The organism is Paraburkholderia denitrificans (assembly GCF_042655705.1).
GTDB classification, from domain to species: domain Bacteria; phylum Pseudomonadota; class Gammaproteobacteria; order Burkholderiales; family Burkholderiaceae; genus Paraburkholderia; species Paraburkholderia denitrificans.
The window spans coordinates 253,655-276,989 of record NZ_JBHSMP010000017.1 but is presented as its reverse complement, the minus strand read 5'-3'; the positions used below and the strand labels follow the sequence as shown (position 1 = coordinate 276,989).

Sequence of the window (23,335 nt, the reverse complement as noted above, 5' to 3'; positions counted from 1 at the left end):
ATTCCCCTGTGCATCACATCAATGGTCCAGCGCGTGGCCCGATGCGCTTGCGGTCGACACTTCCTGCAGGCCTGTGCCCGATGCGATCCTGCTCGCGGCGGCTTCGATACGCTCAATGCGGGCGGCGTCGCGGGCGGCGTCGTTATCGGCCGTTTGTGCCGATGGCGGTGCGGACGGCGACCTCTGCGGCGAAGGCCCGGTCGTCCCCTGCGAACCAGCTTGCGCGGGCAACTCTGAAATGACATGTACGTCGGGCGGCGGCACTGCCATCACCGAGGGCGCTGCGGGTGCCTGAGACGCGGGCGCCTGAGGTGCGGGTGCCTGAGGTGCGGGTGCCTGAGGCGCCGGAGCAGGCATCGGTGCAGGCGACTGCGCCGGCTGCGCGTTCGTCGGCGTACCGACGGGTGCCACGCTCTTGCTGCCGTGACGGCCTTCCATGTTGCCCGTCGCATACACGTCGGCATCGTTCGTTGGCGAGAAGCTGTCCGTCGGCAACGGATAATTCGCGGTCTGCATCGGCTTCACGAGGTGCGGCGTGATGATGAATACGAGCTCCGTCATGTCCCGCTGGAACGATGTGCTACGCAGCAATGCGCCGAGAACGGGCACTTCGCCAAGACCGGGAACGGCCTTCAGCGCACCCGTAATGTTGTTGCTCAACAGGCCGCCGATCGCGAACGACTCGCCATCGTTCATCTGCACGACCGTCGATGCGCGGCGCGTGTTGATGAGCGGCAGGATGGAAACCGAATTCGTGCCGGAGGACGCGACCGTCACGCCCGTGGGCGACAGTTCGGACACTTCTGGCGCCACCTTCAGGTTGATCCGCCCATTGGCCAGCACGGTCGGTGTGAACCTCAACCCGACGCCGAACTCTTCCTCCTGCAGCGTGATGCTCGACACGCCGTTGCCGCTGCTCTGCGGAATCGGAATGAAGATCTTGCCGCCCGACAGGAACGTCGCTTCCTGGCCGCTGATCGTTACGAGGTTCGGTTCGGCAAGAATCTTGATCAGGTTGTCGGTCTTCTGCGCATCGACGGCGAGAGCGAGCGGGCGGTTGTTGGCCTTGCTGACGGCAAACGCGCTCGACACGCCCTGGAGCAGGCTGCTCACCAGCGCCCCCGTCCACGAGCCGAAGCCGCCCTGAATATTCACGGCCGCGCCCAGCTGGTTGATCAGCGTCTTCGAGACCTCCGCCACCTTGACTTCGAGCATCACCTGCTGCGGCGCATCGACGACCATCATGTTGATCACCGTGGCCGATTTGCTCGTGCTCGTACTCTGCTGGCTCGTGCTCGTCGTCCCGTTACCCGAATTCGACGAGGCCGCCTGCTGCTGTTGCGTAGGCTGCGAGTCCGCGAAAGCCTGGGCCATCTGCATCACTTGTTGTGCAGCGGGCGCGCTCGACACGCTCCCGGCCAGCACCAGGTTGCCGGCTGCCGACGATACACGGATGCCGCGCTCTTCCGGCATCACCTGCCGCAGCGCCTGCTGCAGCCCTTCGGCATCGACATTGACGCTCACATCGATCATGGTGCAGGCGCCGCTCTTGCCCTGCACGATCATGTTAGTGGTGCCGACCGTCATCCCGACGACGTAGAGCGTTTGAGGGGACACCAGCGCCGCCTGCGCGACGACCGGGTTGCCGAGCGTGCGATTGCGCGCGGGCTCGGGAAGCGGCACAAGAACCGATTTGCCGACCGGCACGGCAACGTTGGTTTCGGCGCGCATCTCCCCTGTGCAACTCGGGCCGCGCAACGGAATGGGCCCGCTCATCGCCGCCGCGCCGGGCATCATCGCGACTTTCATCGGCGCCGCACCGCGCAACGCCGGCGACGGCGGATTCGGGCCGCGCTTCGCCGCCAGGCTCGGGTATTCGATCGCCTCCTGCGCCTCGCTGGTCTGAGCGGCCACGAGGCCAAGGCAAAGCACCGCAACGAGCGCCGTACTGCCCAGTGAGCGGTGGCGCGTCCGGCGACCGCCCGAGAACCCCTGTTTCGTCTTCATTTTTGATTCCCCCGTTACCCGATGTCTTTCGAACGCACCGTGCAGTCGTCCCGGCGCCCGATGCCGGACGCCCCGCTCACGGGCTGACCGCTTGCGCCTAGAAACACTCCACGCCGCCCAACACACCCGATAGAACACCTACGCAATCGCGCGGCGCAGCCCGACGTGCCACATAGCGCGTGCGTACCACAGGACGCGCGGCGGGCGCCGAGGCAGCCACCGGAGCCTCCGTACCAAGCAGCGTGAATTTCGTCGCGCCGGGCGTGGCAAGCTCAGCGGTGTCGACCTGGTTGCGAAGCACGAGCGACAGCGTCCCGACACTGCGCGCCAGATCGAGCTTCTCTGCCTGTTCGGGCGTGACTTCGAGCGTGACGGCATTGACGACCTTCGGCTTGGTTTCGTCGCGCCCGACCTCCTGCGCGACGGCCAGCACCAGGATCTTCTCGAGCACGATCTTCGAGATGTTTTCGTCCTTCGAACCCTTGGCGCCTTTGTCCTGCTGCGTACTGACGATGATGTCGACGTAGTTGCCCGGCAGCGCGAAGCCCGCCACGCCGATCACGTCGTTCACCCGCACGGTGATCGCCCGATCTCCCTGCGCGATCACGGCCGAGAGGCCGCCTTGCGTGCCGACGGGCGTCAGCTTGCCTTCGAGAATCGGCTCGCCGCGCAGCACGCTGTTTTTCATGACCCGCCCGTCGAGTTTCTGGACATCGTTGAACGTGCCGGCCGGCACGCTGCCCGCCGGCCAGTCGACCATCTTGATGAATTCCGGGCTGAGCCGCTGTCCGAGATTGATGTCGATGTCCGCGACGGCAACCTTGGCCGTCATGCCGGATGACCGGTCGATCAGCCAGCGCGATGCCACCGCGACAGCACCCAGCCCGGCTATCGCGGCAACCAGCAACATCACTATGGCGCGTACGTTCTTCATGATGCGTCTCCTGATTCCTGACCTGTGTCCTGACTAGGGTTTCCGGCCGCTTAACCGGTCCATTAACCGGCCGCTGATTTTTTTGCGGCCCGCTCCGACGCGCCCTGCTGTTGCGGCGGCGGCGCCTCGTACTCGCCGACGACCGCGAAATAGCTATTCCACGCACGCAGAAGGTTCGGCGCACTGGCGATGGGCGGCTCGTCCAGATACCTGGCGTTGGCCAGCACGATGCGCAGAATGTCGCCCGGATAACAGGCGAGCAGCGGACGCCCGGACGTCATGTGCAGGTGGTGAACGAGGTATTCGAAGGCATCGGCGTCCGACGGAACACGCAGCTCCTCGCTGCGGCGCTCATAGACGGCCCTGTATTCGGCGACGTCGAGCGCGCCAACATACAGCTTGCAGCCGAGACGCCGGAAGAACGCCTCATCGCCGAGATCCGCGGGCGAGAAGTTGCTTGAGAACGCAACCCAGACATCGAACGGCAGCGAGAAGCGCAAGCCCGTATGCAAGGTGAGCATGTCGCGGCCGCGATCGAACGGCACGATCCAGCGGTTGAGCAGTTCAGCCGGCTCGACACGCTGACGTCCCAGGTCATCGACCACGTAAAGACCGCCGTTGGCCTTCACGTGCGGCGGAGCCTGATAGAACCCGCTCGCGTCGTCATAGTGCAGCTCGAGCATATCGAGCGTGAGTTCGCCACCCGACAGCACCGTGGGCCGCCGGCAGACTTGCCAGCGCGCGTCGGTGGGCGCCCCCTGCGCCCCATCCGGCGCAGCGACGTTAAACGGTTCGTGGATCAGCGGGTCGAAAATCTGGATCACTTCGTTTTCGACGGCAATCGCATAGGGCACCGCGACGCGCCCAGGCAGCAGCTGGCCCAGTCGTTCGGCAAGCGAAGTTTTTCCGCTTCCCGGCGGACCGAAGAAGATCACCGGCTTGCCGCTGTTGACCGCGCCGCCAATGTCGTCGAGCAGCGACGTCCTGACCGTCAGCCCGGCAAAGGCCGCGCGCACCTGCGTGCGTGTCACGTGCATCTGCCGCACGGATTGCCGCGCCAGGACGGCTTCATAACTCGCGAGCGACACCGGCGCCGGGCCGACGTAGCGGCACCGGCTCATGAAGTCGGCCGCGCGCTGACGCCCGCCTTCCGTCAATTGAAGTTCGACATCGAGGTCGCTGGCGCCGCGCCGGACGATTTCGAGAATCCGCTCCCGCACGCCGAACGACACGACACTGTCGAGCACGCTGGCGCAGAGCTTTAGCCGCTGCACGAGCTGGGAAAGTGTCACTTTGCCTATCACGAATGCGGACTTGGCGACAAGTTCGAGAAGGAAGTTCTGGTCGAGGCCGGTTTCCTCGATGGTGCGCGGTGCGCGGGCCAGCTTGCCCGCCGCGTCCCCGTCGCTACGTGCGCGGCTTGCGTCATGAAGGCGCGTCACGTCGGCCGATGCCTGCGGCACCGTGTGCTGTTGGTCTTTCACGTTGTACCCCCGAATGTCCCCGCGCATCGCGCGAAGTGTTTTTTTGCTGCCTTTATTGCCCTTCGACGTGGCCTCTGCTTTTGCGTGAATTTTTTGCGCGACTGCCCTCGCCCATCAAACGATGCTGTGTCCGGCGCGCAGGATCATGATGCTCAACGTGCCCAGTGCAATGGCGACGCCATAAGGCAGCGATCCGACCGAAGGCAGTACGGCGCCGCTTTCTTTCCCGGACAGCCTGCTGCATTGACCGCCCTTCGAGAGCAGGATTGCCAGGATGTTGGTGCCTGCGGCCCTGGCGTTACCCCTAAAGACAACCACCGCCAGCGACCAGACTCCGCCAATGACGCAGGCCGTCAGCGCAATTTCGAATGCCGTCCCGGGTCCGACGAAAGCGCCCACGGCCGCCATCAGCTTCACATCGCCCGCCCCCATGCCGCGCAACAGGTAGAGCGGAAAGAACAGGCCGCCTCCCGTGAGCAGGCCCAATATCCAGCGCTGGCTGCCCTCACCGACGCCGTGCAGTCCCCACTGCACCGCGAACGCCACCGCCAGACCCGTGAGCACCAGAACATTCGGAATGCGCCGCGTATGCAGGTCCGTGCCTGCGGCAGCGACGAGCAGCCCCAGCAGGCATGCTCCGACAGGAAAAGCGAAAGCGTCCATGGCGTTCCCCGGTTGTGCTCATTAGTTCGACCCTCGATAGATAGCGGGTCGACTTGTTATCCAAGTTTTCTTACTTTTTAAGGCACCGTGATGCCGGTGAACCAGTTACCGACATTGGTAAAAAACACGTTCAGACTGGCGCCGACGGCCGTCGCACCGACGATGATGGCCACGGCCAGCAGGCCGGCGAGCAGGGCGTATTCAATCGACGTTACGCCATCGCCTTCGAGCGTAAGGTCATGGATCAGGTCGGGAATTGCGTTCATCTGTTTTCCCCAAGGACTTTCAGATTCCAGACGCTCACTTCGCGATACTGATCGCGGAGCTGCACAAGGCAAAGACCCGGCAGCTCCGCTTCGCCTGTTGCGTCGCTTAGGGCACGACGACAGCCTGCAGCTTGTTCCCGACGTTGGTGAACAACGTATTGAGGCCACCGCCGACAAGGGTAGCGCCCGCGATGATCGCCACCGCGATCAACGCAGCCAGCAGGCCGTATTCGATCGCCGTCACGCCATCTTCTTCACGGCCAAAGGCACGGATCAGGTCGAGAGTCTTTTGCATTTTTAAGCTCCTTGAAAATGAAGTTTTGAACTCAAGTACTCAAACATGCCCGCTGCGGGACCGAGCATCGGTTAAAGGGCCTCACACTGCACAGCCCGGAAGCCTGACCAAGAGGATCTGCACTGCGACGTATCGCCCCTGTGTGATGCGCCGCGTACCTTCCCTTCCCCTAAGCCACCACTGCGGGAACGTCGATAACCGCCGAGGCCGTAATCGCTGCTCCCTGCCCTTCAGCACCGCTTTCCATGACCGACGGATCAGAGGCTGAAGTCTTTCGGCATCGAGGATTGATTCCCCCGTCAGCAATCCTGCGAGGCCGGAAGCCGTGACGCGTCGCCTGATCACTGCGCAGGCTGCACGTCACCGTTGCGCCTGCTACTTAGCGACAAGCGTGCCAACACGCCCGGGATGCTTGATGGGATTGAATTGTTTGGCGAAGTAAAGGATCCCGGCAATCCGGTCACACACAGAATGTTTCACTGCTGAACACGGGCCCATGAAGTCGCCAGAAAAGCCATGGAAGCGCTTCGGAACGGCTTGACGACGGGAAGAGCCCGGCGCGCGTCACGGAAGACGTTCGTTCGGGCGGCTAAAGCATTGAAATCAAACAGGGACGCTCCAGTCGTCAGGTATTTTGGCGACGCGAATAGTTGGGTAGGCAAGCGCACGTATGCAGACGAAATCCCTGCAACGCACAAGAGAATCAGGGTCACTATGTGAAGAAACACACAGACCGTATGCAACACGTGCGGACCTTGCCAGCCGGCCGCTGCGGATTCTGTTTTGTTTCACCTTTGATACGGCTTCGCGGTCCGGAACGGTGAATCGGACGCGCGATGCGGTCTTGTGCGGCACGACAGCAGGGGCCGTCGTCGAGCTTTCAGAAGTAATTTTCCTTCAGGCCAGCAAAGCGTTCGGGCGAGCCGAATCGCCCTGTCGACGGGCGTTACGGACGCACGAACGTTTGCTGTCGCGAACGTCTTGTACCGGTGCAAGACGGCGTTGCTGAGAAGGGGAATTCGTCGGCCTACCAGGAGAAACACGCATAACGTCGCTTACGAGCGTCTGAAAAAGCCAGTCGAAATAGCGCCGTCACATTTTGTTACGCAAATGATTCATCGGTTACATGCGCAGGCTTGCGCGGCGTTCGAACCGTTTGGCGTGCAGGATTCCCGGTGACGTGCGCTCTGTGCGCTTGCACGCACAGCGCCGCATTCATGGAGCAGTGTCACGCACGTGATCCACAAGGATGCGCGCGCACACATGGAATACGAAGAGAATGCCCGCCCGAAGATAGGCAAGGTACAAGCTGCGGGATGACAGCAACGCGGCTGGCCATACGACCAGCAGGAACGTGGGTGGGCAGAAGAAGTTCGGTGCCCGCTGAAGACGCCCGAACCATAGTTGCATGGCGAAGCATCCGATACTCACCATCCAGTGCGGCGCGCCTGGTGCCGGTTTTGCTTCGCGCTCGATAGTTTCGCAAAACAAAAGGAATCAGAAAGCAACCCGTCAGCCGGAAAGCATGCGGAATTGTTCGCGAGTCCGCGTACGGACATCAAGGCGACGGTCTGCGCCACTCGATGCGGCGCGCGGCCCAATGTGCGCCGAACCGCACCGGGCCGCGCAACGCATCGTCAAAACGGCAACTTCGCGTCCGGCTTTTCGGCAAGAATCACGCGCTTGAAATCGGCCTGGATACGCGCAAGCGCGGCATCGTTGTCGGCCTCGAAGCGCATCACGACTACCGGCGTCGTATTCGACGAACGCGCGAGCCCGAAGCCGTCCGGATACTCCACGCGCAAACCGTCGATCGTGATGACCTCGTCCGCGCCCGTGAACTGCGCGTTCTTTTGCAGCTTCGCGATCAGCGCGAAGTTCTCGCCCTCTTCGAGCTTGAGTTGCAGTTCAGGCGTGGCGTGCGAGTTCGGCAGGCTGTTGAGCAGCTTGCTCGGGTCCGTGACGCGCGCGAGCAGTTCGAGCAGGCGCGCGCCCGTATAGAGCCCGTCGTCGAAGCCGTACCAGCGGTCCTTGAAGAACACGTGGCCGCTCATCTCGCCCGCAAGCGGCGCGCCGGTCTCGCGCAGCTTCGCCTTCACGAGCGAATGGCCCGTCTTCCACATGAGCGGCACGCCGCCCTTGGCCTTCACCCACTTCGCGAGATTGCGCGTGCACTTCACGTCGTAAATGATTTCTTTGCCCGGATGGCGCGACAGCACGTCCTCGGCGAACAGCATCAATTGACGGTCCGGATAGATAATCTGCCCGTCCTTCGTGACAACGCCCAGGCGGTCGCCGTCGCCGTCGAACGCGAAGCCGACCTCGGCATCGGTTTCCTTGAGCGCGCGAATCACGTCCTGCAGGTTTTCGGGGTGCGCCGGATCCGGGTGGTGATTCGGGAACGTGCCGTCCACGTCGGTGAAGAGTTCGACCAGCTCGCAGCCCATCGTCTTGAAGAGGCGCGGCGCGAGATTGCCGGCCACGCCATTGCCGGTGTCGACGACGATCTTCATCGGCCGCGCAAGCTTCACATCGCCCACGATGCGCGCGACGTATTCGTCGGCGATGTCGTATTGCGTGTAGCTGCCCGCGCCCGTGTCGAAGCGGCCCGCAACGATGCGCTCGTAGAGCGCGGTGATCTGCGCGCCGTAGATCGCCTTGCCGCGCAGCACCATCTTGAAGCCGTTGTAATCGGGCGGATTATGGCTGCCGGTCACGACGATGCACGAATCCACGCTGCGCTCGCCGCCCGCCAGCTTCAGCGGCACGCTGGCCGCGAAGTAGCCAACCGGTGTGGGCACCATGCCCACGTCCACGACATCGACGCCCGCTTCGCGCAGGCCGTCGCCCAGCGCGCGGCTCAGTTCCGGCCCGGAGAGCCGGCCGTCACGCGCGATCACGACTGCATCGCCGCCCTGCGCACGTACTTCGCTGCCGAATGCCCGGCCAATGGCATGCGCCGTTTCGGCGTCGAGCGTTTTGCCGATCACGCCGCGAATGTCATAGGCCTTGAAAATCGATTGAGAAACCATAATGAGACTCACCGTCCATGAATGACCGTGCCTATAGGTAACACAGTTCGGCTGCATACTTGTGCAGCGCGTTACGAAAAGTCGAATCCGTTACAAACTATAATGGCCGTCTTTCGCCTGTGCTACCTGACAATTAGGCACCCATTTTAATGCCTGGCCATTTCCTTCCAACAACAATATCGATAATGCCTGTTCCGCGTCGGCCCCGTATGCCGCATGGGCACCCGGCCACCCCAGGCGCCGTGCGGCCATGCTGAGCCTGAAGCGCTACGCGAACCCCGACGTCGCCCGCGCATTCGCAAACATCATGTGGCTCGGCCTCGAACGGGTCACGCAGATCGCGGTCGCCATTGCGATCAGCGGCGTACTCGCGCGCTACTTTGGTCCCGATGTCTTCGGCAAGTGGCAATACGCCAACACGCTGCTGCTCGTGCTCGCGCCCATCACCTGGGTGTGCGGCGCGGAAATCCTCGTGCCGACCATCGTGACCCGGCCGCCAGAGCAACTGGGCACGGTGCTCGGCAGCGCATTTGCATTGCGCATCGGCGTGTCCGCGGCGGCGCTGCTCGTGACCTGGGCCGGCATCGCGATGGGTGCGACCGATCCGCTCGTCGGCGCCATGCTCGCGGGCCTCGCGGTCACGATGTTGTTCCGCGAACCTTTCGTCGGCGTCGTCAACGCCTGGCTGCAAAGCATGACGTACAGCAAACCGCAGTTGCTGGCGAGCATGACGACGGCCATCCTCAAGGCGCTCTTCGTCTGGCTGCTCGCGCGCGCCGCATTCGGGCCCGCGAGCTTCGGCTGGCTGTGGGCGATCGAATCGGCGGCAATCGGCGCGGCCCTCGTGCTCTACTTCCGGCGCCGCCACGGCGGCAAGCTCGGCTGGCACATCGACCGTACGCTCTTTCGCCACTTCGCCACGGCGGGCACCGTGTTCTGGCTCGGGCTCATTTGCATGTACCTATTCCTGAAACTCGACCGCCTGATGCTCGAACGCACGATCTCGTTCGCCGACCTCGGCCGCTATTCGGCCGCGCAGCAGTTGAACGAAAACTGGATCACGCTCGCGCTGATGCTCGCGCAAACCATCGCGCCCGCATTCGTCTATCGCGTGCAGCAAAGCGCGCAGCTGCGCCGCAATCTGCTACGGCTCTTCATCATGACCGCGGCGTTGATGGTGTCGGGCGCGCTCGTGCTCGATGCGCTCGCTGGCTTCATCATCGGCCGCGTGTTCGGCCCGGATTACGCGGAGGCAGTCGGCATTTTCCGCTGGGCCGTGTGGCTTTCCGTGCCTGCGGGAATCGAGGCGATCGGCAACCTCGTCGTGCTTAAATACCAGGCCAAATTCGTGCTGCTCGCGAAGTGGCTGCTCGCGCTCGCCGTGGCGTTCGCCGTGAACCTCATCGCCATCGACCGCCTCGGCGCGTACGGTGCGCTCGTGGGACTTGCGGCGGGCTATGTCGCCGCTGCAAGCGTGAACTTCTATTACATCCGCCTCAAGCTCGCTTCATGACGAACCCCATTGCAGACGCCGCGCGTAACGGTGCGCTCGCTGACGTCGCCGTGCTGATGCCCGCGTATAACGGCCAGGCCGACGTCGAACGCTCGCTGGCTTCGTTCAGTGAGGACGCAACCATTTACGCGCTTGTCGTGGACGACGGCAGTACGCCGCCGATCGTCGCGCCCGACGTGCCGGGCATGTGCGTGGAAATTCTGCGCATGCCCAGGAACGGCGGTATCGAGCGCGCACTCGAAGCGGGTATCGAAGCGCTCGCCACGCGGGGCTTTCGTTATGCCGCCCGCATCGACGCGGGCGATCTCGCGTTCGCGCACCGGCTTGCGAAGCAGCGCGCATGCATGGAGGCAACGCCCTCGCTCGCCGCGCTCGGCATGTGGACGCAAGTCGTGAATCGCGCAGGCGAGCCGCTCTTCATGCTGAGGCCTGCAGCCGACCCTGCGCGTTTGCGGCGCGAGCGCCTGTTGCGCTCGCCCCTGGTTCACCCTTCGGTCATGCTGCGCGTGGACGCGGTGAAGGCCGTGGGCAACTATCGCGTGAAATATCCGGCAGCCGAGGACCTCGATCTGTTCCTGCGGCTGATGGAGCGCTACGAATGCGCGAACCTGCCCGAGCCTGGGCTCTATTACGAACTTAATGAAGGCGGTATTAGCGCGACAAAGCGGCGGCGGCAAATCGTTTCCACGCTGCGTTTGCAATGGCGTTATTTGAACGTGCTCAACTGGCGCGACTGGGCAGGGCTCGCGAAGAGCTTGCTGCATTTTGTGACGCCGTACAGGACGTTGCAGCGCGTGAAGCGCGTGCTGTTCACGTGAAAGTCTGAGTGGACTTCGATGGATATGCTGAGCATCTTGCGTCTCAATCAGTCATACGGGGACTGAAACGCATTCGAATCGATTCGAGATCGACAGGCAACCGGCGCGAGCGCAGGCGCCGCCGCGCAACCTCGACAAAACCAAGCCGCCGATACAGCGCAGCCGCGCGCGTGTTGCTCACGAGCACGTCGAGTACGATCTCGCGTTCATCCGACTCGCCAGCCAGGCCGCGCATGCCCGCGCGCCGCGCGTCGCCAAAGAGTTCGCAGAAAACGCCCGTGCCGCGCATTGCCGCGGCGACGGCACAGTGTGCAACCCGCGTCTGGCTGCGCTTCGGCTTCGGCAGTTCCTGTTCGAGGACGAGCCCGCGCAGCAGCATCGGGACCGTGCGCCGCGATCCGAAATACCGCAGCAGTGTCCATGCGATGTGCGCATCGTCCGCGCACATGTCCCGGCCGTCATGCGCAGCGATCACACCAATGACCGTGCCGCTCGCGTCGAGCGCTACACGATGTCGTTGCCAGGAAAATCGCCCGGCAGAAAGCGCGAACGCATCACGCAGAAACGCGACGCACTCGTCGGCTGAAACCCCCAGGAAAAACCGGAATTCCCGCTCTCCCGAAGCGAAGACGAGTGGCGCAGCCGCCGCCGCATCCTCCGCACGCGCCGCGCGAAAGGTCATCGCGGGCGGTGCGGCCAACGCTTCGTGCGCGTCGGCCGATAGAGCGAGCAGAGCTGCAGATCCATTCGCCACGATGTCGTCCCGCTATCTTTTCGCAATGCGCGCGAGCGCGTCGACGGCATGCGTGATCTGCTCCGGCTTGTGCGTCGAGCAGATGAAAAAACGCAGCCTGGCTGCCCGTTCTTCGACCGCCGGATAGAAAATCGGCTGCACGTTGATGCCTTCCTCGAATAATGCGTTGGCCCACTGTGCCGCCTTGAGCGAGCTGCGCGTGATGACGGGCACGACGGCGTAGCCCGCGCTCGTGCCCGTATCCAGACCGGCTGCGCGCGCTTCGCGCAGGAACTGCCGGCCGCGCGCCTGCAGCGTCGCGACCCGCTCGGGCTCGGCAAGCATGCGATTTAGCGCCGCGAGCGAGCCTGCCGCGAGTGCCGGTGCGAGACCGACGCTGTAGAGAAACCCGGGCGCAAGATGGCGCAGCATGTCGACCAGCGGCTGGCAACCCGCGATAAAGCCGCCACAGCCCGCGAGCGTCTTGCTCATCGTGCCCATCCAGAGATCGACGTCGCCGCTCGCCACGCCGCTATGCTCGCGGATGCCCCGGCCCGCTGCACCGAGCACGCCGAGCGAGTGCGCCTCGTCGACCATCAGGAACACGCCGTGACGCCGCCGGATCTCGACGAACCGCACGAGATCGGGCAGATCGCCGTCCATGCTGTAGAGCCCTTCGATGACGACGAGCACATTGCGGAATTCATGGCGCACGCGCGCGAGCAGCGCATCGAGTTCGCGCCAGTCGTTGTGGGCGAACGAGAGGCGTTTTGCGCCGCTCAACTGCGCGCCCTGCACGATGCTGTTGTGCGCGAGCGCATCGTGGACAATCAGATCGCCTTGCCCGAACAGGGCGCCGATCACCGTGACGTTCGTCGCGTGGCCGCTCACGAATGCCACGCAGTCGTCGGTGCCATACAGGCGCGCGAGCGCCTGTTCGAGTTCCCGCTGCACCACGCGTTCGCCCGCGACCATGCGGCTCGCGGACGCCGAGGTGCCGTAGCGGTCGATCGCGTCTTTCGCCTGGGCCGTCACGAACGGGTCGCCGGAAAGCCCGAGGTAGTTGTAGTTCGCGAAGTTGATGTACTCGCGCCCGCCGATACGGGTAGTGGCGCCTGCCGAACCTTCGTGCACGCGAAAGAACGGCGACGACACGCGCAGCGTGTCGCCCATCTGGCGAATGAGGCTCACCTGCCGATACAGCGGCATGGCCTCGAAGCGCGCGCGTGCGTCCCACGCACCACCCGCCGCCGCGCCCGTTCGCGCCGTGGCGTTCACGGCAGTGCCTTCGCCGTGCACCTGCACCGCACCCGAGACGCGCTCAAGGTGGCGCTTGAGCGCCGCCGCCGCAAGCTGCTTGCGGATCTGCTCACTCATTCCCATAAAGTGCCGCCTCCCTGATCGAAGGTCCGCGCGGTGCTACGTCGCGCATTCGGTCCACTCCCACGCATCGCGCTCGGCGAGCAGCGCGGCAAGCAACCGGAAGTTCATTTCGTGACTCGGGCGCTGCGCACTCACGCGGCCAAGCAGTGGCGCACCGGCGAGTGCGAGGTCGCCGACGAGATCCAGCACGCGATGACGCACGAACTCGTCGGGCAATCGCATGCCGCCCAGCACGCGATTGCCGACGATCGGCGCCGTGCACGAAGGGCGCGCCCCGCGCAGGATCGGCATGCCGCGCACGTAGCCCGCGACGATTGCGGGCACCGCCCATTTCACGCGACCATACGAGCGCGACGGCGCGATCTCGCTGGCGAAAACTTCGGGCGTGAGCGCACCGTTCCACTGCATGTCGCCGAAGCCCTTGAGATCGTTGCGCACGCACATTTCGTAGCGTGCCGCGGGTTCGACGCGCATTTCGCGGCGCTGCGCGCCACTTCCGTCGACGACCGCAACCGGCTTGAGCACGCGAATGAAGCACTTCGGTTGCGGCAGCGCCTCGCGGCCGCAGGCACGAATCGCCTCGATCCAGGGCAATGCGCTGCCGTCCAGGATCGGCACTTCCTCGGCGTCGATTTCGACCACCGCGTGGTCGATCTCGCAGGCCAGCAACGATGCGAGCAAGTGCTCAACCGTGCGCACGCCAAGCCCGTTCGCTGCGCGCAGCATCGTGCACAGCGGCTGCGCGTGCCGCAGCGCAGGCTCCGCGCGCAGCCACACCACTTCACGCTTGTCCTTGATGCGGCGAAACACGATGCCCGGCGACGCATCCGCTGCCGTCGCATCGCGCACCGGCACGATGCGCACGTTCACGGCACGGCCCGTATGCAATCCGCGGCCGCGCATCGTCAGTTCGCGCGCGAGCGTACCCTGACTGGCTAGCCAGCCGGCCGGTACGCTCATTGCACCGCCTCCGTTTCGACGGTCTGAGCGGCATCCGGCGTGCCAGCGGCGCGCGCAGCCGGTTCGCCGTCGAGGGCGTGCTGGCTCGCCAGTTGCGCAATCGTGACGCCCCGCGCATCGACCTGAGACACGCCATCGTCCGCACCGTCCTCATTCGCTTCGATCGAATTGGCCGAATCGGCCGAATCGACCGAATCGATGATGCGCGCCGCGAGCGAGCGGATCGTCGCACCCTGCGCGATCGCCATCACCGAGAGCTTGACCTCGAACCGTTCTTCGATGGCGAGCCCCAGTTCCATGCCCATGAGCGAGTCCATGCCCATGTCGAGCACGGCGCGTTCGACGTCGATGCGCTCGGGCGCGAGGTGAAGAATGTGCGCGATCTGCGCGCGCAGTGTTTCTTCGACCAGCACAAGCGCGTCGGCACGCGGCATCACGCGGATGCGCTCGCGCAAGTGCTGCGCGCCCTCGCGCACGGGTTCCTGCACGCCGGGCATGCGCAGCGAGGCATAACGGCGCGCGAGCGCTGCGGGCATGCCGCGCGAAAGCGCCTGCCAGTCGAGCCGCACGACGGCCTCACCCGCTTCGTCCGCAAGCAGCACGCGCTCCAGCGCGGCAAGCGCTTCGTCCGACGAGATCGACGCGCCGCCGATACGCGACTGCAACGCCTCACGCGTTGTTTCGTTGCGCGCGAGAAAACCAACGTCTTCGAGCGGCCCCCACGCCATGCAGGTGCCGGGCAGTCCCGCCGCGCGGCGCGTTTCAACGAGCGCTTCGAGAAAACTGTTGGCGGCGACGTAGCTCGACTGCCCCGGGTTGCCGAGCGCGGCCGTCGCGGAGGAGTACACAATAAAAAAGCGCAAATCGTGGCCCGCCGTCGCGCGATGCAGATTCCATGCGCCCGCAAGCTTCGGCGCAAGCACCGCTTCGAAACGCGCGTCGTCGAGATTGCGCACGAGACCGTCGTCGATGTGCATGGCCGAATGCAGTACGCCCCTGACCGGCGTGCCGCGCGCGGCAATTGACACCACGAGCGCCGTGACAGCCGCTGCATCGGTCGCGTCGCACGACACCACATCCACGCTCACTTGCGCTTCTTCGCGCCAGCGCGCGATCTCTTTGCGCGCCGCGTCGTTCGGTACGCCGCCGCGGCTCGCGAGCGTCAGGTGGCGCGCGCCGCGCGCAACCATCCAGCGCGCACTCGCGAAGCCCAGGCCGCCCGTGCCGCCGATCACGAGATACGCACCATCGGCATCGAGCTGCAACGTCTCGCCGCGCATCTGCCCGCGCGTCGGCGCGGGCGTGCCCGCCGGATAGCCGACGAGGACCTTGCCGATCTGCCGCGCCTGCTGCATGTAGCGGAACGCCTCCTCGACGCGCGCAGCCGGGAACATGCGATACGGCAGCGGATGCAGCACGCCTTCTTCGAAGCACTGCATGACGTCGCGGAACAGACGCGTCGTCACTTCGGGCAGCGCGCCCATGAGCTGGTCGGCGTCGATGCCGAAGTAGCTGATGTTGTTGCGGAATGGCCGCAGGCCCAGACGGCTGTTCTCGTAGAAATCACGCTTGCCCAGTTCGAGGAAACGGCCAAACGGGCGCAGCGTATCGATGCTGCGCACCATCGCCTCGCCCGCCAGCGAGTTCAGGACGACGTCCACACCCGCGCCGCCCGTGGCGTCGCGGACCTGATCGGCGAACGCGAGGCTGCGCGAGTCGAATACGTGGTCCGCGCCGATGAGTCGCACGAATTCACGCTTTTCACGGCTGCCCGCCGTTGCGAACACTTCGGCGCCGAGATGGCGCGCAAGCTGGATCGCGGCGATACCGACGCCGCCCGCGCCGCCATGCACGAGCACGCGCTCGCCGCGACGCAGGCGCGCCAGTTCGACGAGCGCATACCAGGCCGTGAAGAAGGTGGTCGGAATCGTCGCCGCTTCTTCGAACGTCATCGCGGCCGGCTTGTGCGTGAGCGCGCTCGCACGCGTTTGAACACGTGTGGCGAACGACGCGGGCGCGAAGCCGAGCGCAGCGTCGCCCGGCCTGAATTCACGCACATCCGCACCGACGCGTGTAACGCGCCCGGACAGTTCCATGCCCACCGTCGCGCCCGCGAATCCCGTCTCGACGGCCTCGTCGGACAGCAGTCCCATCGCGTACATGACGTCGCGGAAGTTCAGGCCGGTCGCGACCGGCTCGATTTCGACCTCGTCGCCGTTGAGCACGCGCTCGGGCTGCGCAAACCATTCGAGGTTGTGCAGTGAACCCGGCGATTCGAAAGCCAGCGCCACCGCACGCGCGCTGCCGTCACCGTGCGGCGTACTGCGGCGCTGCGCTTCGGCTGCATCGAGCATGCGCGGCACGAAGCGGCCGTGCGCGCCGAGCAGCACTTCCTCCTCGCCGTCCGCAGCAAGCAGTTCGTTCGCGAGCGTGGCAAATGCGTCTTCGCAGGCACACGACACGTCGATCAGACGGCAGCCCAGTTCCGGATGCTCGTTCGCCAGCACACGGCCGAGCCCCCAGAGCGTCGCCTGCTCTGGGCGACGTGCTGCCGCGGCTGCGGCTGCCGCCGCTGCATTCGGCACGAGGCTCGCGAACGGTGCGCCGTCCTGCGTAATGACGCTCAACTGCACCGGCACGCCCGCGACACCGAGTTCGCGCACGAGCCGCGCGAGCGCGAGGGATGTCGCGCGCTGGGTGCGCATGACGGCGGCGCCATCGGCGTCGGCGGGCAACGTGGCATCGGGTGCCATGAACACGAGATGTACCGGCGCGTTATCGGGCGCGATGCTGATCGCGTGCAGCGTCTTCGCCGCTTCGGCTTGCGCGATGACCGCGACGTCCACGCCGCGTTCGCGCAATACCGATGCCAGCGCCTCGACGCTTGCATCGGCTTCGACTTCGACTTCGGCTTCGGCTTCGGCTTCAGCACCGGCATGGACGACGAGCCACGGTGCATTGGACGACGCGGACGACGCGGACGACATCGGCAGCACGGACGGCGCGGCGGCGACCGGCAGCGTGCCCGTGGCCTCGCGTGACGGTGCGCGCGCAACGATCAGCGCAGGCGTCCCCTCATACTCGACGCCCTGCTCCGCGAACGAGACGATGTCGGCGAAACCCGCTGCGTCCAGCATGTGCACGATCTGGGCGGCGGTCAGCGACGTAGCCGCCGTTACGCCGGACGGTCCGAACACGATGTCGGCGAAACGGCTGTGGCGCGATTCGGCGATCACGACGAAGGCGCCCGGCGCGAGCCAGCCGCGCAGCGCGGTCAGCACCGCGAGCGGATCGCGCTGCCCTGCGAGCAGCCGGTTCACGATCACGATGTCGTAGGGCGCGTCATCCTCGGCGGTGAGCGTGAGGCGCTCGCCCGTGACAAGCGTGACGAGGCGAGCCGCACAGGTGCCTTCGGCGGCCAGCGCCGCCTGCTGCGGCGCCGTGCACGCAATTGCGCAGTCGCAGCGCGCGGCGGGTAGCGCGAGCTCCAGCGGACTCGGCACCTCCGCGTCCGGATGGCCGATCTCGAGCACGCGCAGACGGCGCGGTGCCTGCCATGCCGCCACCGCGCGCGCCGCAAAGGCGCCGATCAGCGCACGCACATGCGACCACGTCGGCGAGGCTTCAAAGAAGTGTTCGACGAGACTGTTGCCCGTCGCGGACATCGTCTGCTCCGGCTTCAGTTCGCCCTTGAGCAACGCAGGCAGCAACGCGCCGCAGTGCGCGAGCAAGGTCAGTTCGGCGACGTGCGCGGGCGACTGTTCGAGCAGACTGCGCCACAGCTCATCGACGTGTGGCAACGCCTCGCAGGCTTTGGCGTCGCGCATGAGACGGCCGCCGTCGAAGTGTGCGAGGCCATCCTCGACGAGCATCGCCGCAAGACGCGCCGTGAGGTCCGCGAACGGGCCGCCGGGCAGCGCCGGGGCGTCGAACGCGCCGCTCGCTTCGAGCGCACGCAGCGCGTAACCGCTCGCGAGCACGTCGATGAGCGGCAGCACTTCGGTCAGATGCATCGCGCGGCGTGCGTGCTCGTCACGCGCGGCGAGCGTGCTCACCGCGTCGTCGAGCAGCATCGCCGATGTGGGCAGCGACGACGCATCGAAGCCGCCCGCAAGCGGACGCGCTTCGAGACGAAACGCATAGCGTCCCGGCTCGGCGTGGCGTCGCGCCTGCAGATCGACGCGGCGGAAACGGCACTCGCCCAGGCGGGCGACGACACGCCCTTCGCTATCGAGGAAATCGAACGACGCCACGACGGAATGTGGACTGCGCCGCTGGATCGTCGCAAGCACGCGCTCGACGGTATCGCCGCGCAGATACTCGACGCGGACGATCTGCACCGGCACATACGCGGCGCGGCCGGCAGCAGCGCCCTCGTCGGCGAGCAGCGCGAACAGCGGATGAAAACCCGCATCCATCAACGCAGGATGCAGCAGATACGGCGCTGCCACCGGCGTGTCGAGCGCGGCGAGCGCCATGCCATTGGCCATTTCATTAGCCACGCGCACTTCGCGCACCAGCCGGAACGCAGGGCCATACGCGAGTCCGATCGTCTCAGTGCTTGCGTAGAGCGTGTGCGCGTCGAGCGCGGGCCGGACCGCGAAGGCATCGCGCACCGCCGCGGGCAGTGCGTCGCGCGAAGCAAGCGTCGTGCCGCTCGCGAGCAGGCGGCCGACCACGTTGGTTGCCCAGGCGTCCTCGCTCATGCGCTCGCGCGTCTCGATCGTGAACGCAGCCGTGCGGGTATCGATCGTCAGACGGAACAGTTTTGCGTGCTGCGGCTGGAACACGACAGGCTGGCGAATTTCGACATTTTCGAGCGCGCACGACGGCGTACCGAAGAACTCGCGCGCGGCGGCAAGCGCCATCTCCACAAAACCCGCGCCGGGGAATGTCACGCCGCCGTCGACGACATGATCGGCAAGAAACGGCACGCGCACCGGATCGATCTGGTTTTCCCATGCGAACGCGTGTTCGCGCAGACGGTAGCCAAGCAGCGGATGCTCGCGGCGGCGGTCGGCGAGCCCATAGCCGTCGGCAGTCGGCATGACCCAGTAGTGCTCGTGCTGCCACGGATAGTGCGGCAGCGAGACTTCCGCGCAAGCCGGCCGATACGCGACGAGGCGCTCGCGGTCGACTTGAGCGCCGTGTGCCACCGCGGACAGGATCGCGCGATGCAGCGTGAGCGCGCTGTCGTGATGGCGCTTGAGCGTGGCGAGCGTGACGCCTTGCACCTTCAGCGCATCAAGCGACTGCTTCACGTAGGTGCGCAGAATCGTGTGCGGACCGACTTCGACGAACAGCCGCACGCCCTCGTCCACGAGCCGCGCAATCGCGTCGCCAAAACGCACCGGCTCGCGGATGTTGCGCCACCAGTAGTCGGCATCGAGCGCCGTGCCGTCGAGCGGCGCACCCGTCACGGTCGAGACGAAACGGCACTTGCCCGCACGCGGCGCGATGTCCGCGAGGCGCTCGTACACCGTCTTCTCGATCGCGTCCATGTGACGGCTGTGGAACGCGTAATCGATATCCAGCAACTGGAAGAACTGTCCGCTCGCGGCCAGCGCCGCCTGAATCACCAGCAGGCCCGCGAGCGAGCCCGCCAGTGTCACCGACTGCGGGCTGTTGATGCCAGCCACCTCGATGTCGTCCGCCAATCCAAGGCGCTCGATCAGCTCGCATGCTTGCGCCTCGCCGATACCGGCGGCAGCCATGCGGCCCGTGCCGCGCGTCGTCGCCTGCGCACGGCTGCGGGTCTTCACGACCCGCACGGCGTCCTGCAGCGTGAGCGCGCCAGCGGCCCACGCCGCGGCAACTTCGCCGACGCTGTGACCAACGCTCGCGCAGAACGCCACGCCGCGCGCCTCGATCGCCCGCACGATGCCCACCTGGATCGCGAAGAGCAGCGGTTGCGCGTGCTCGGTTGCGGCAATCACCTCGTCCTCGACGCCCGCCGAGAGCACCGCCGTCAGCGATGGGCTGCCGTCGGCGCACCAGAGCGCGTCGACTTCCGCAACAGCCGCGCCAAACGTCGCATCTTGCGCGAGCAGTTGCTGGCCCATGCCCGCCCACTGCGCACCATTGCCCGAAAACACGAGCGCGACACGCGCGTCGTCCTCGAGCACCTCGCCACGCACGACGGCCGCGCACGCATCGTCGCTACCGGCTGAAGCGAGCGCGGCGAGCGCCGCCCAGGCCTCGTCGAGACTCGACGGGGCGACGATCGCACGCTGCTCGAGCCACTGCCGGCGATGCGCGGCCGCGCTCGCGAGCACGTCCCACGGCACGCCTGCATCGAGTTGTTCCGAATAGCGCGCGGCCAATGCGGCAAGCGCCGGCTTCGAGCGCGCGGACAGCACGAGCGGCGCAAGACCGGGTGAAGCCGACGCCGACCCCGAAGCGCCGCGTTCGACGGCAGGCGCCTGCGTGAGCACGACGTGCGCGTTCGTGCCGCCGAAACCGAACGAATTGACGCCCGCGACGAGCGCATGGCCGTCCTCGCCGATGGGCGTAAAGCGATCGACGACCCGAAGGCGGCCAGCCTCGAAGTCGATATTCGGATTGGGCACATTGAAATGCAGCGTGCGCGGCACGGCGCGATGCTTCAGACACAGGATCGCCTTGAAAAGCCCTGCCATGCCCGCCGCAGTTTCCAGGTGGCCGATGTTGGTCTTGACCGAGCCGATCAGGAGCGGCTTGCTGGCAGGACGGCCTGCACCCGCGACCTCGATCAGTGCGCGCGCCTCGACCGGATCGCCGACTGCCGTCCCCGTGCCGTGCGCCTCCACGTAATCGACCGTGTGCGGATCGATGCCTGCGCACGCATAAACCTTGTGCAGCAGCGCGGCCTGCGTCGCCGCGCCCGGCACGCTGATGCCGCCCGGCGAAAAACCGTCCGAATTGACGCCGGTTCCGGCAATGACCGCGTGAATCGCGTCACCGTCCGCGAGCGCGCGATCGAGGGTCTTCAGCACGACCACTGCGCCGCCTTCGGCACGCACGTAACCGTCGCCCGTGGCGTCGAACGCGCGGCAACGACCGCGCGGCGAAAGCATCGACGCCTTCGAAAAGCCCACGAAACCGAACGGATGCAAAAGCAGGTTCACGCCACCGGCAAGCGCCATATCGACATCGCCCGACCGCAGCGCGCTCACGGCCTGATGAAGCGCGACGAGCGACGACGAACACGCCGTATCGATCGTCATGCTCGGGCCGCGCAGATCGAAGAGATACGAAATACGGTTCGACGCGATGCTCAGCGTATTGCCGGTCGCGGAGTACGGATCGACCGAATTGAGGTCGTCCATGCTGCGGTTCGCGTAGTCGGTACTGGCGGCGCCGACGTAGACCGCGCAATTGCGCCCGCGCATGTCCTGCGCACGCACGCCGGCATCTTCGAACGCCTCCCAGGTCAGTTCGAGCAGGAGACGCTGCTGGGGATCCATCTGCGTCGCCTCGCGCGGCGAGATACCGAAGAACCCGGCATCGAAACCAGCGACATCGTCGAGCACGCCCGCAGCGAACGTATAGCTCTTGCCGGGCTCGCGCTTCGAAGGATGCTGATAGAACTCGGTGCCGAAGCGCTCCGCTGGAATCTGTGTGACGGCGTCCTTTTCGCCTTCCAGCAGTTTCCAGAACGCCTCCGGCCCGTGTACGCTCCCCGGAAACCGGCACGACATGCCGACGATTGCGATCTTGCTGTTATTCATGGGCGCTGTATCTTCTCCACCGTGCTAACCGATGCGTTGCACTGACCCGCTTTCTCCATGGCGTGGAGCAGCGCGGCGCCAAGATCCTCGACGGCTCTGCCTTGCATCCTGGCGGGCCGGCCTCCAAAGTTTCGCCAGATGAAGTATTTGCTATGGGCGGGTACGTTGCCGAGCCGTTCGAATACGTGGGATAACGCCGGGACGTGATCACCGTAAAAGCACAGGATCGTGTCGCGGCGGCGTTCGCGCAGCTGCGCGATGAGGCGGCCGATCATCGCATCGGCGTTCGCAAGATGGCGCAGGTAGGCGGTGAGATCACGCCACGCCGGATCCTCGCCGAGCTTGTGGTAGTGCCCGGCCTCACCCGCTTCGACTGATTCCAGATGGAGCGGCCCGTGATTTTCCATCGTCATCGCGAAGATGAACGCGGGCTGCGAACGGTTTTCGCCGAGCAGCGCGACGATGCGGTCGAGCACCGCCGCATCGGAAACATATGGGCCGGATCGCGGCGCGCCTGCGAAAGCGCGAACGTCGAGAAAGCGGTCGAACTGGAGCAGCGGAAAAACGCGGTCGCGTCCAAAAAAATCCGCGAAAAACGGGTGAACCGCCACCGTGCAATAACCGGCGTGTCGAAACCATCCGGCAAGCGATGCGCAGGTGCGGCGCACAAATGCGTAGGGATAAAAGCGCGCGTAGCCGAGCCGCGACGACGGCAAACCCGTGAGCAACGCAAACTCCGAACGCATCGTGTTGGCGCCCCATGCGGGAACGGTCAGTCGGCCGTGTTCGAGCGATTCGCGGCAGGCCTGGTCGAAGTGCGCGAGAAGCGATGGATCAATCGCATCCGATAACGCGCGCGGATCGAAAAACGACTCGCACTGGATCACGATCATGTCGGGATGGGTTTGTAACGCCTTTGTCTGGGCAAACGGGCCGGTAGCGACCGTACGCGCGAATGCCCGAAAAACAGCAGGACGCATGCCGTTCAGCAGATAGGCAACGAAGACTGCGAAGAACCCGTGGTGGCGCTGGTCTTCGTGCAGGTCGAGGCTGAGTCGCAGGCGCGCCGCGAACAGGTAGCCGAGCGCGAGACATGCAGCGGCACCCGCGGCGCCAACGACTGCGGCGGACGCGGGCAACGTCGTATCGAGGAAGAAACCGGCCACGAAAACCGCGCTGCCGACTGCGATGGCTGCAATCGTCGCAGGGCTCAGGAACGGAAGGTAAAGGCGCGGATGCGTGAACAACTGGCTGAAAAGGCTCAGGTCCGTAAAGACGAAAGGCTCGCGCAAGGAAGCGTACTTTGCATTACTGACGGCGCCAGCGAGTGCGACCAGTGCGAACGCAACGAACGCCGCGAAATGCGGACGGCGCGTAATTGCAAGGGTCAGGCAGACGAGGAACAGCACGCTCGTGACGTGAAGGGCGAAGGCGACGGGGCAGCGACGCGAGCGCGCGCGCGGAATGACAAAGGTGTCCGCGCCGAGTGACAGCGCGATGGCGGCGACGAGCGTGATCGCAATTGATGAAGACTCCAC

At 65.4% G+C, this 23,335-nt stretch carries 14 protein-coding genes; 2 read left to right on the top strand and 12 right to left on the bottom strand.

The genetic code is table 11. From position 1 onward, the window contains the following. Positions 1-18: 18 nt before the first annotated feature. From ACFPTO_RS15775 to ACFPTO_RS15745, 7 genes are all read right to left on the bottom strand, one after another. On the bottom strand, positions 19-2,007 hold the full coding sequence (locus tag ACFPTO_RS15775; RefSeq protein ID WP_377712541.1) for a type II and III secretion system protein family protein: 1,989 nt from the start codon (positions 2,005-2,007) through the stop codon (positions 19-21). A 97-nt stretch (positions 2,008-2,104) separates the two neighbouring features. After that, positions 2,105-2,941, bottom strand: a complete 837-nt coding sequence (cpaB, locus tag ACFPTO_RS15770) for a Flp pilus assembly protein CpaB (protein WP_377712539.1) — start codon at positions 2,939-2,941, stop codon at positions 2,105-2,107. 62 nt (positions 2,942-3,003) lie between these two features. Continuing rightward, positions 3,004-4,425, bottom strand: coding sequence for a P-loop NTPase and SpoVK domain-containing protein (locus tag ACFPTO_RS15765; RefSeq protein WP_377712537.1), 1,422 nt, complete (start codon positions 4,423-4,425; stop codon positions 3,004-3,006). A 114-nt stretch (positions 4,426-4,539) separates the two neighbouring features. Next, positions 4,540-5,088, bottom strand: coding sequence for an A24 family peptidase (locus ACFPTO_RS15760; protein WP_377712535.1), 549 nt, complete (start codon positions 5,086-5,088; stop codon positions 4,540-4,542). A 77-nt stretch (positions 5,089-5,165) separates the two neighbouring features. Then, positions 5,166-5,354 (bottom strand): Flp family type IVb pilin, encoded by a 189-nt coding sequence (locus ACFPTO_RS15755; protein ID WP_377712533.1) that lies wholly within the window; start codon positions 5,352-5,354, stop codon positions 5,166-5,168. Positions 5,355-5,460: 106 nt separating this feature from the next. Then, positions 5,461-5,649, bottom strand: a complete 189-nt coding sequence (locus tag ACFPTO_RS15750) for a Flp family type IVb pilin (RefSeq protein ID WP_377712531.1) — start codon at positions 5,647-5,649, stop codon at positions 5,461-5,463. Positions 5,650-7,286: 1,637 nt separating this feature from the next. Next, the gene (locus ACFPTO_RS15745; protein ID WP_377712529.1) at positions 7,287-8,738 is read right to left on the bottom strand and encodes a phosphomannomutase/phosphoglucomutase; all 1,452 of its coding nucleotides are present in this window, start codon (positions 8,736-8,738) and stop codon (positions 7,287-7,289) included. Positions 8,739-8,931: 193 nt separating this feature from the next. Here ACFPTO_RS15745 and ACFPTO_RS15740 point away from each other — a divergent pair, with 193 nt between their 5' ends. Next, positions 8,932-10,194, top strand: a complete 1,263-nt coding sequence (locus ACFPTO_RS15740; RefSeq protein WP_377712527.1) for an oligosaccharide flippase family protein — start codon at positions 8,932-8,934, stop codon at positions 10,192-10,194. Then, entirely contained in the window at positions 10,191-11,012 is an 822-nt protein-coding gene (locus tag ACFPTO_RS15735; RefSeq protein ID WP_377712525.1) for a glycosyltransferase, read from the top strand. Before ACFPTO_RS15740 ends, ACFPTO_RS15735 begins: the two co-directional genes overlap by 4 nt. Before the next feature lie 43 nt (positions 11,013-11,055). Here ACFPTO_RS15735 and ACFPTO_RS15730 read toward each other — a convergent pair whose 3' ends face one another. The 5 genes from ACFPTO_RS15730 to ACFPTO_RS15710 form a co-directional block, all read right to left on the bottom strand. Continuing rightward, the gene (locus ACFPTO_RS15730; RefSeq protein ID WP_377712634.1) at positions 11,056-11,694 is read right to left on the bottom strand and encodes a GNAT family protein; all 639 of its coding nucleotides are present in this window, start codon (positions 11,692-11,694) and stop codon (positions 11,056-11,058) included. 84 nt (positions 11,695-11,778) lie between these two features. Further along, complete coding sequence (locus tag ACFPTO_RS15725; RefSeq protein ID WP_377712523.1) at positions 11,779-13,128, bottom strand: aminotransferase class I/II-fold pyridoxal phosphate-dependent enzyme; 1,350 nt, start codon at positions 13,126-13,128, stop codon at positions 11,779-11,781. Between the two features lie 36 nt (positions 13,129-13,164). Then, positions 13,165-14,088 (bottom strand): UDP-3-O-acyl N-acetylglycosamine deacetylase, encoded by a 924-nt coding sequence (locus tag ACFPTO_RS15720; RefSeq protein WP_377712521.1) that lies wholly within the window; start codon positions 14,086-14,088, stop codon positions 13,165-13,167. Then, a complete protein-coding gene (locus tag ACFPTO_RS15715) occupies positions 14,085-21,797 on the bottom strand; it encodes an SDR family NAD(P)-dependent oxidoreductase (RefSeq protein ID WP_377712519.1) in 7,713 nt (2,570 codons plus the stop codon). Before ACFPTO_RS15715 ends, ACFPTO_RS15720 begins: the two co-directional genes overlap by 4 nt. Continuing rightward, on the bottom strand, positions 21,794-23,335 hold the full coding sequence (locus ACFPTO_RS15710) for an LTA synthase family protein (RefSeq protein ID WP_377712517.1): 1,542 nt from the start codon (positions 23,333-23,335) through the stop codon (positions 21,794-21,796). Before ACFPTO_RS15710 ends, ACFPTO_RS15715 begins: the two co-directional genes overlap by 4 nt.

Coding starts and splice junctions, on each gene's coding strand:
- ACFPTO_RS15775 (WP_377712541.1), bottom strand. CDS start 2,007: ATGAAGACGAAACAGGGGTTCTCGGGCGGTCGCCGGACGCGCCACCGC.
- cpaB (WP_377712539.1), bottom strand. CDS start 2,941: ATGAAGAACGTACGCGCCATAGTGATGTTGCTGGTTGCCGCGATAGCC.
- ACFPTO_RS15760 (WP_377712535.1), bottom strand. CDS start 5,088: ATGGACGCTTTCGCTTTTCCTGTCGGAGCATGCCTGCTGGGGCTGCTC.
- ACFPTO_RS15755 (WP_377712533.1), bottom strand. CDS start 5,354: ATGAACGCAATTCCCGACCTGATCCATGACCTTACGCTCGAAGGCGAT.
- ACFPTO_RS15750 (WP_377712531.1), bottom strand. CDS start 5,649: ATGCAAAAGACTCTCGACCTGATCCGTGCCTTTGGCCGTGAAGAAGAT.
- ACFPTO_RS15745 (WP_377712529.1), bottom strand. CDS start 8,738: ATGCAGCCGAACTGTGTTACCTATAGGCACGGTCATTCATGGACGGTG.
- ACFPTO_RS15740 (WP_377712527.1), top strand. CDS start 8,932: ATGCTGAGCCTGAAGCGCTACGCGAACCCCGACGTCGCCCGCGCATTC.
- ACFPTO_RS15735 (WP_377712525.1), top strand. CDS start 10,191: ATGACGAACCCCATTGCAGACGCCGCGCGTAACGGTGCGCTCGCTGAC.
- ACFPTO_RS15730 (WP_377712634.1), bottom strand. CDS start 11,694: ATGACCTTTCGCGCGGCGCGTGCGGAGGATGCGGCGGCGGCTGCGCCA.
- ACFPTO_RS15725 (WP_377712523.1), bottom strand. CDS start 13,128: ATGGGAATGAGTGAGCAGATCCGCAAGCAGCTTGCGGCGGCGGCGCTC.
- ACFPTO_RS15720 (WP_377712521.1), bottom strand. CDS start 14,088: ATGAGCGTACCGGCCGGCTGGCTAGCCAGTCAGGGTACGCTCGCGCGC.
- ACFPTO_RS15715 (WP_377712519.1), bottom strand. CDS start 21,797: ATGAATAACAGCAAGATCGCAATCGTCGGCATGTCGTGCCGGTTTCCG.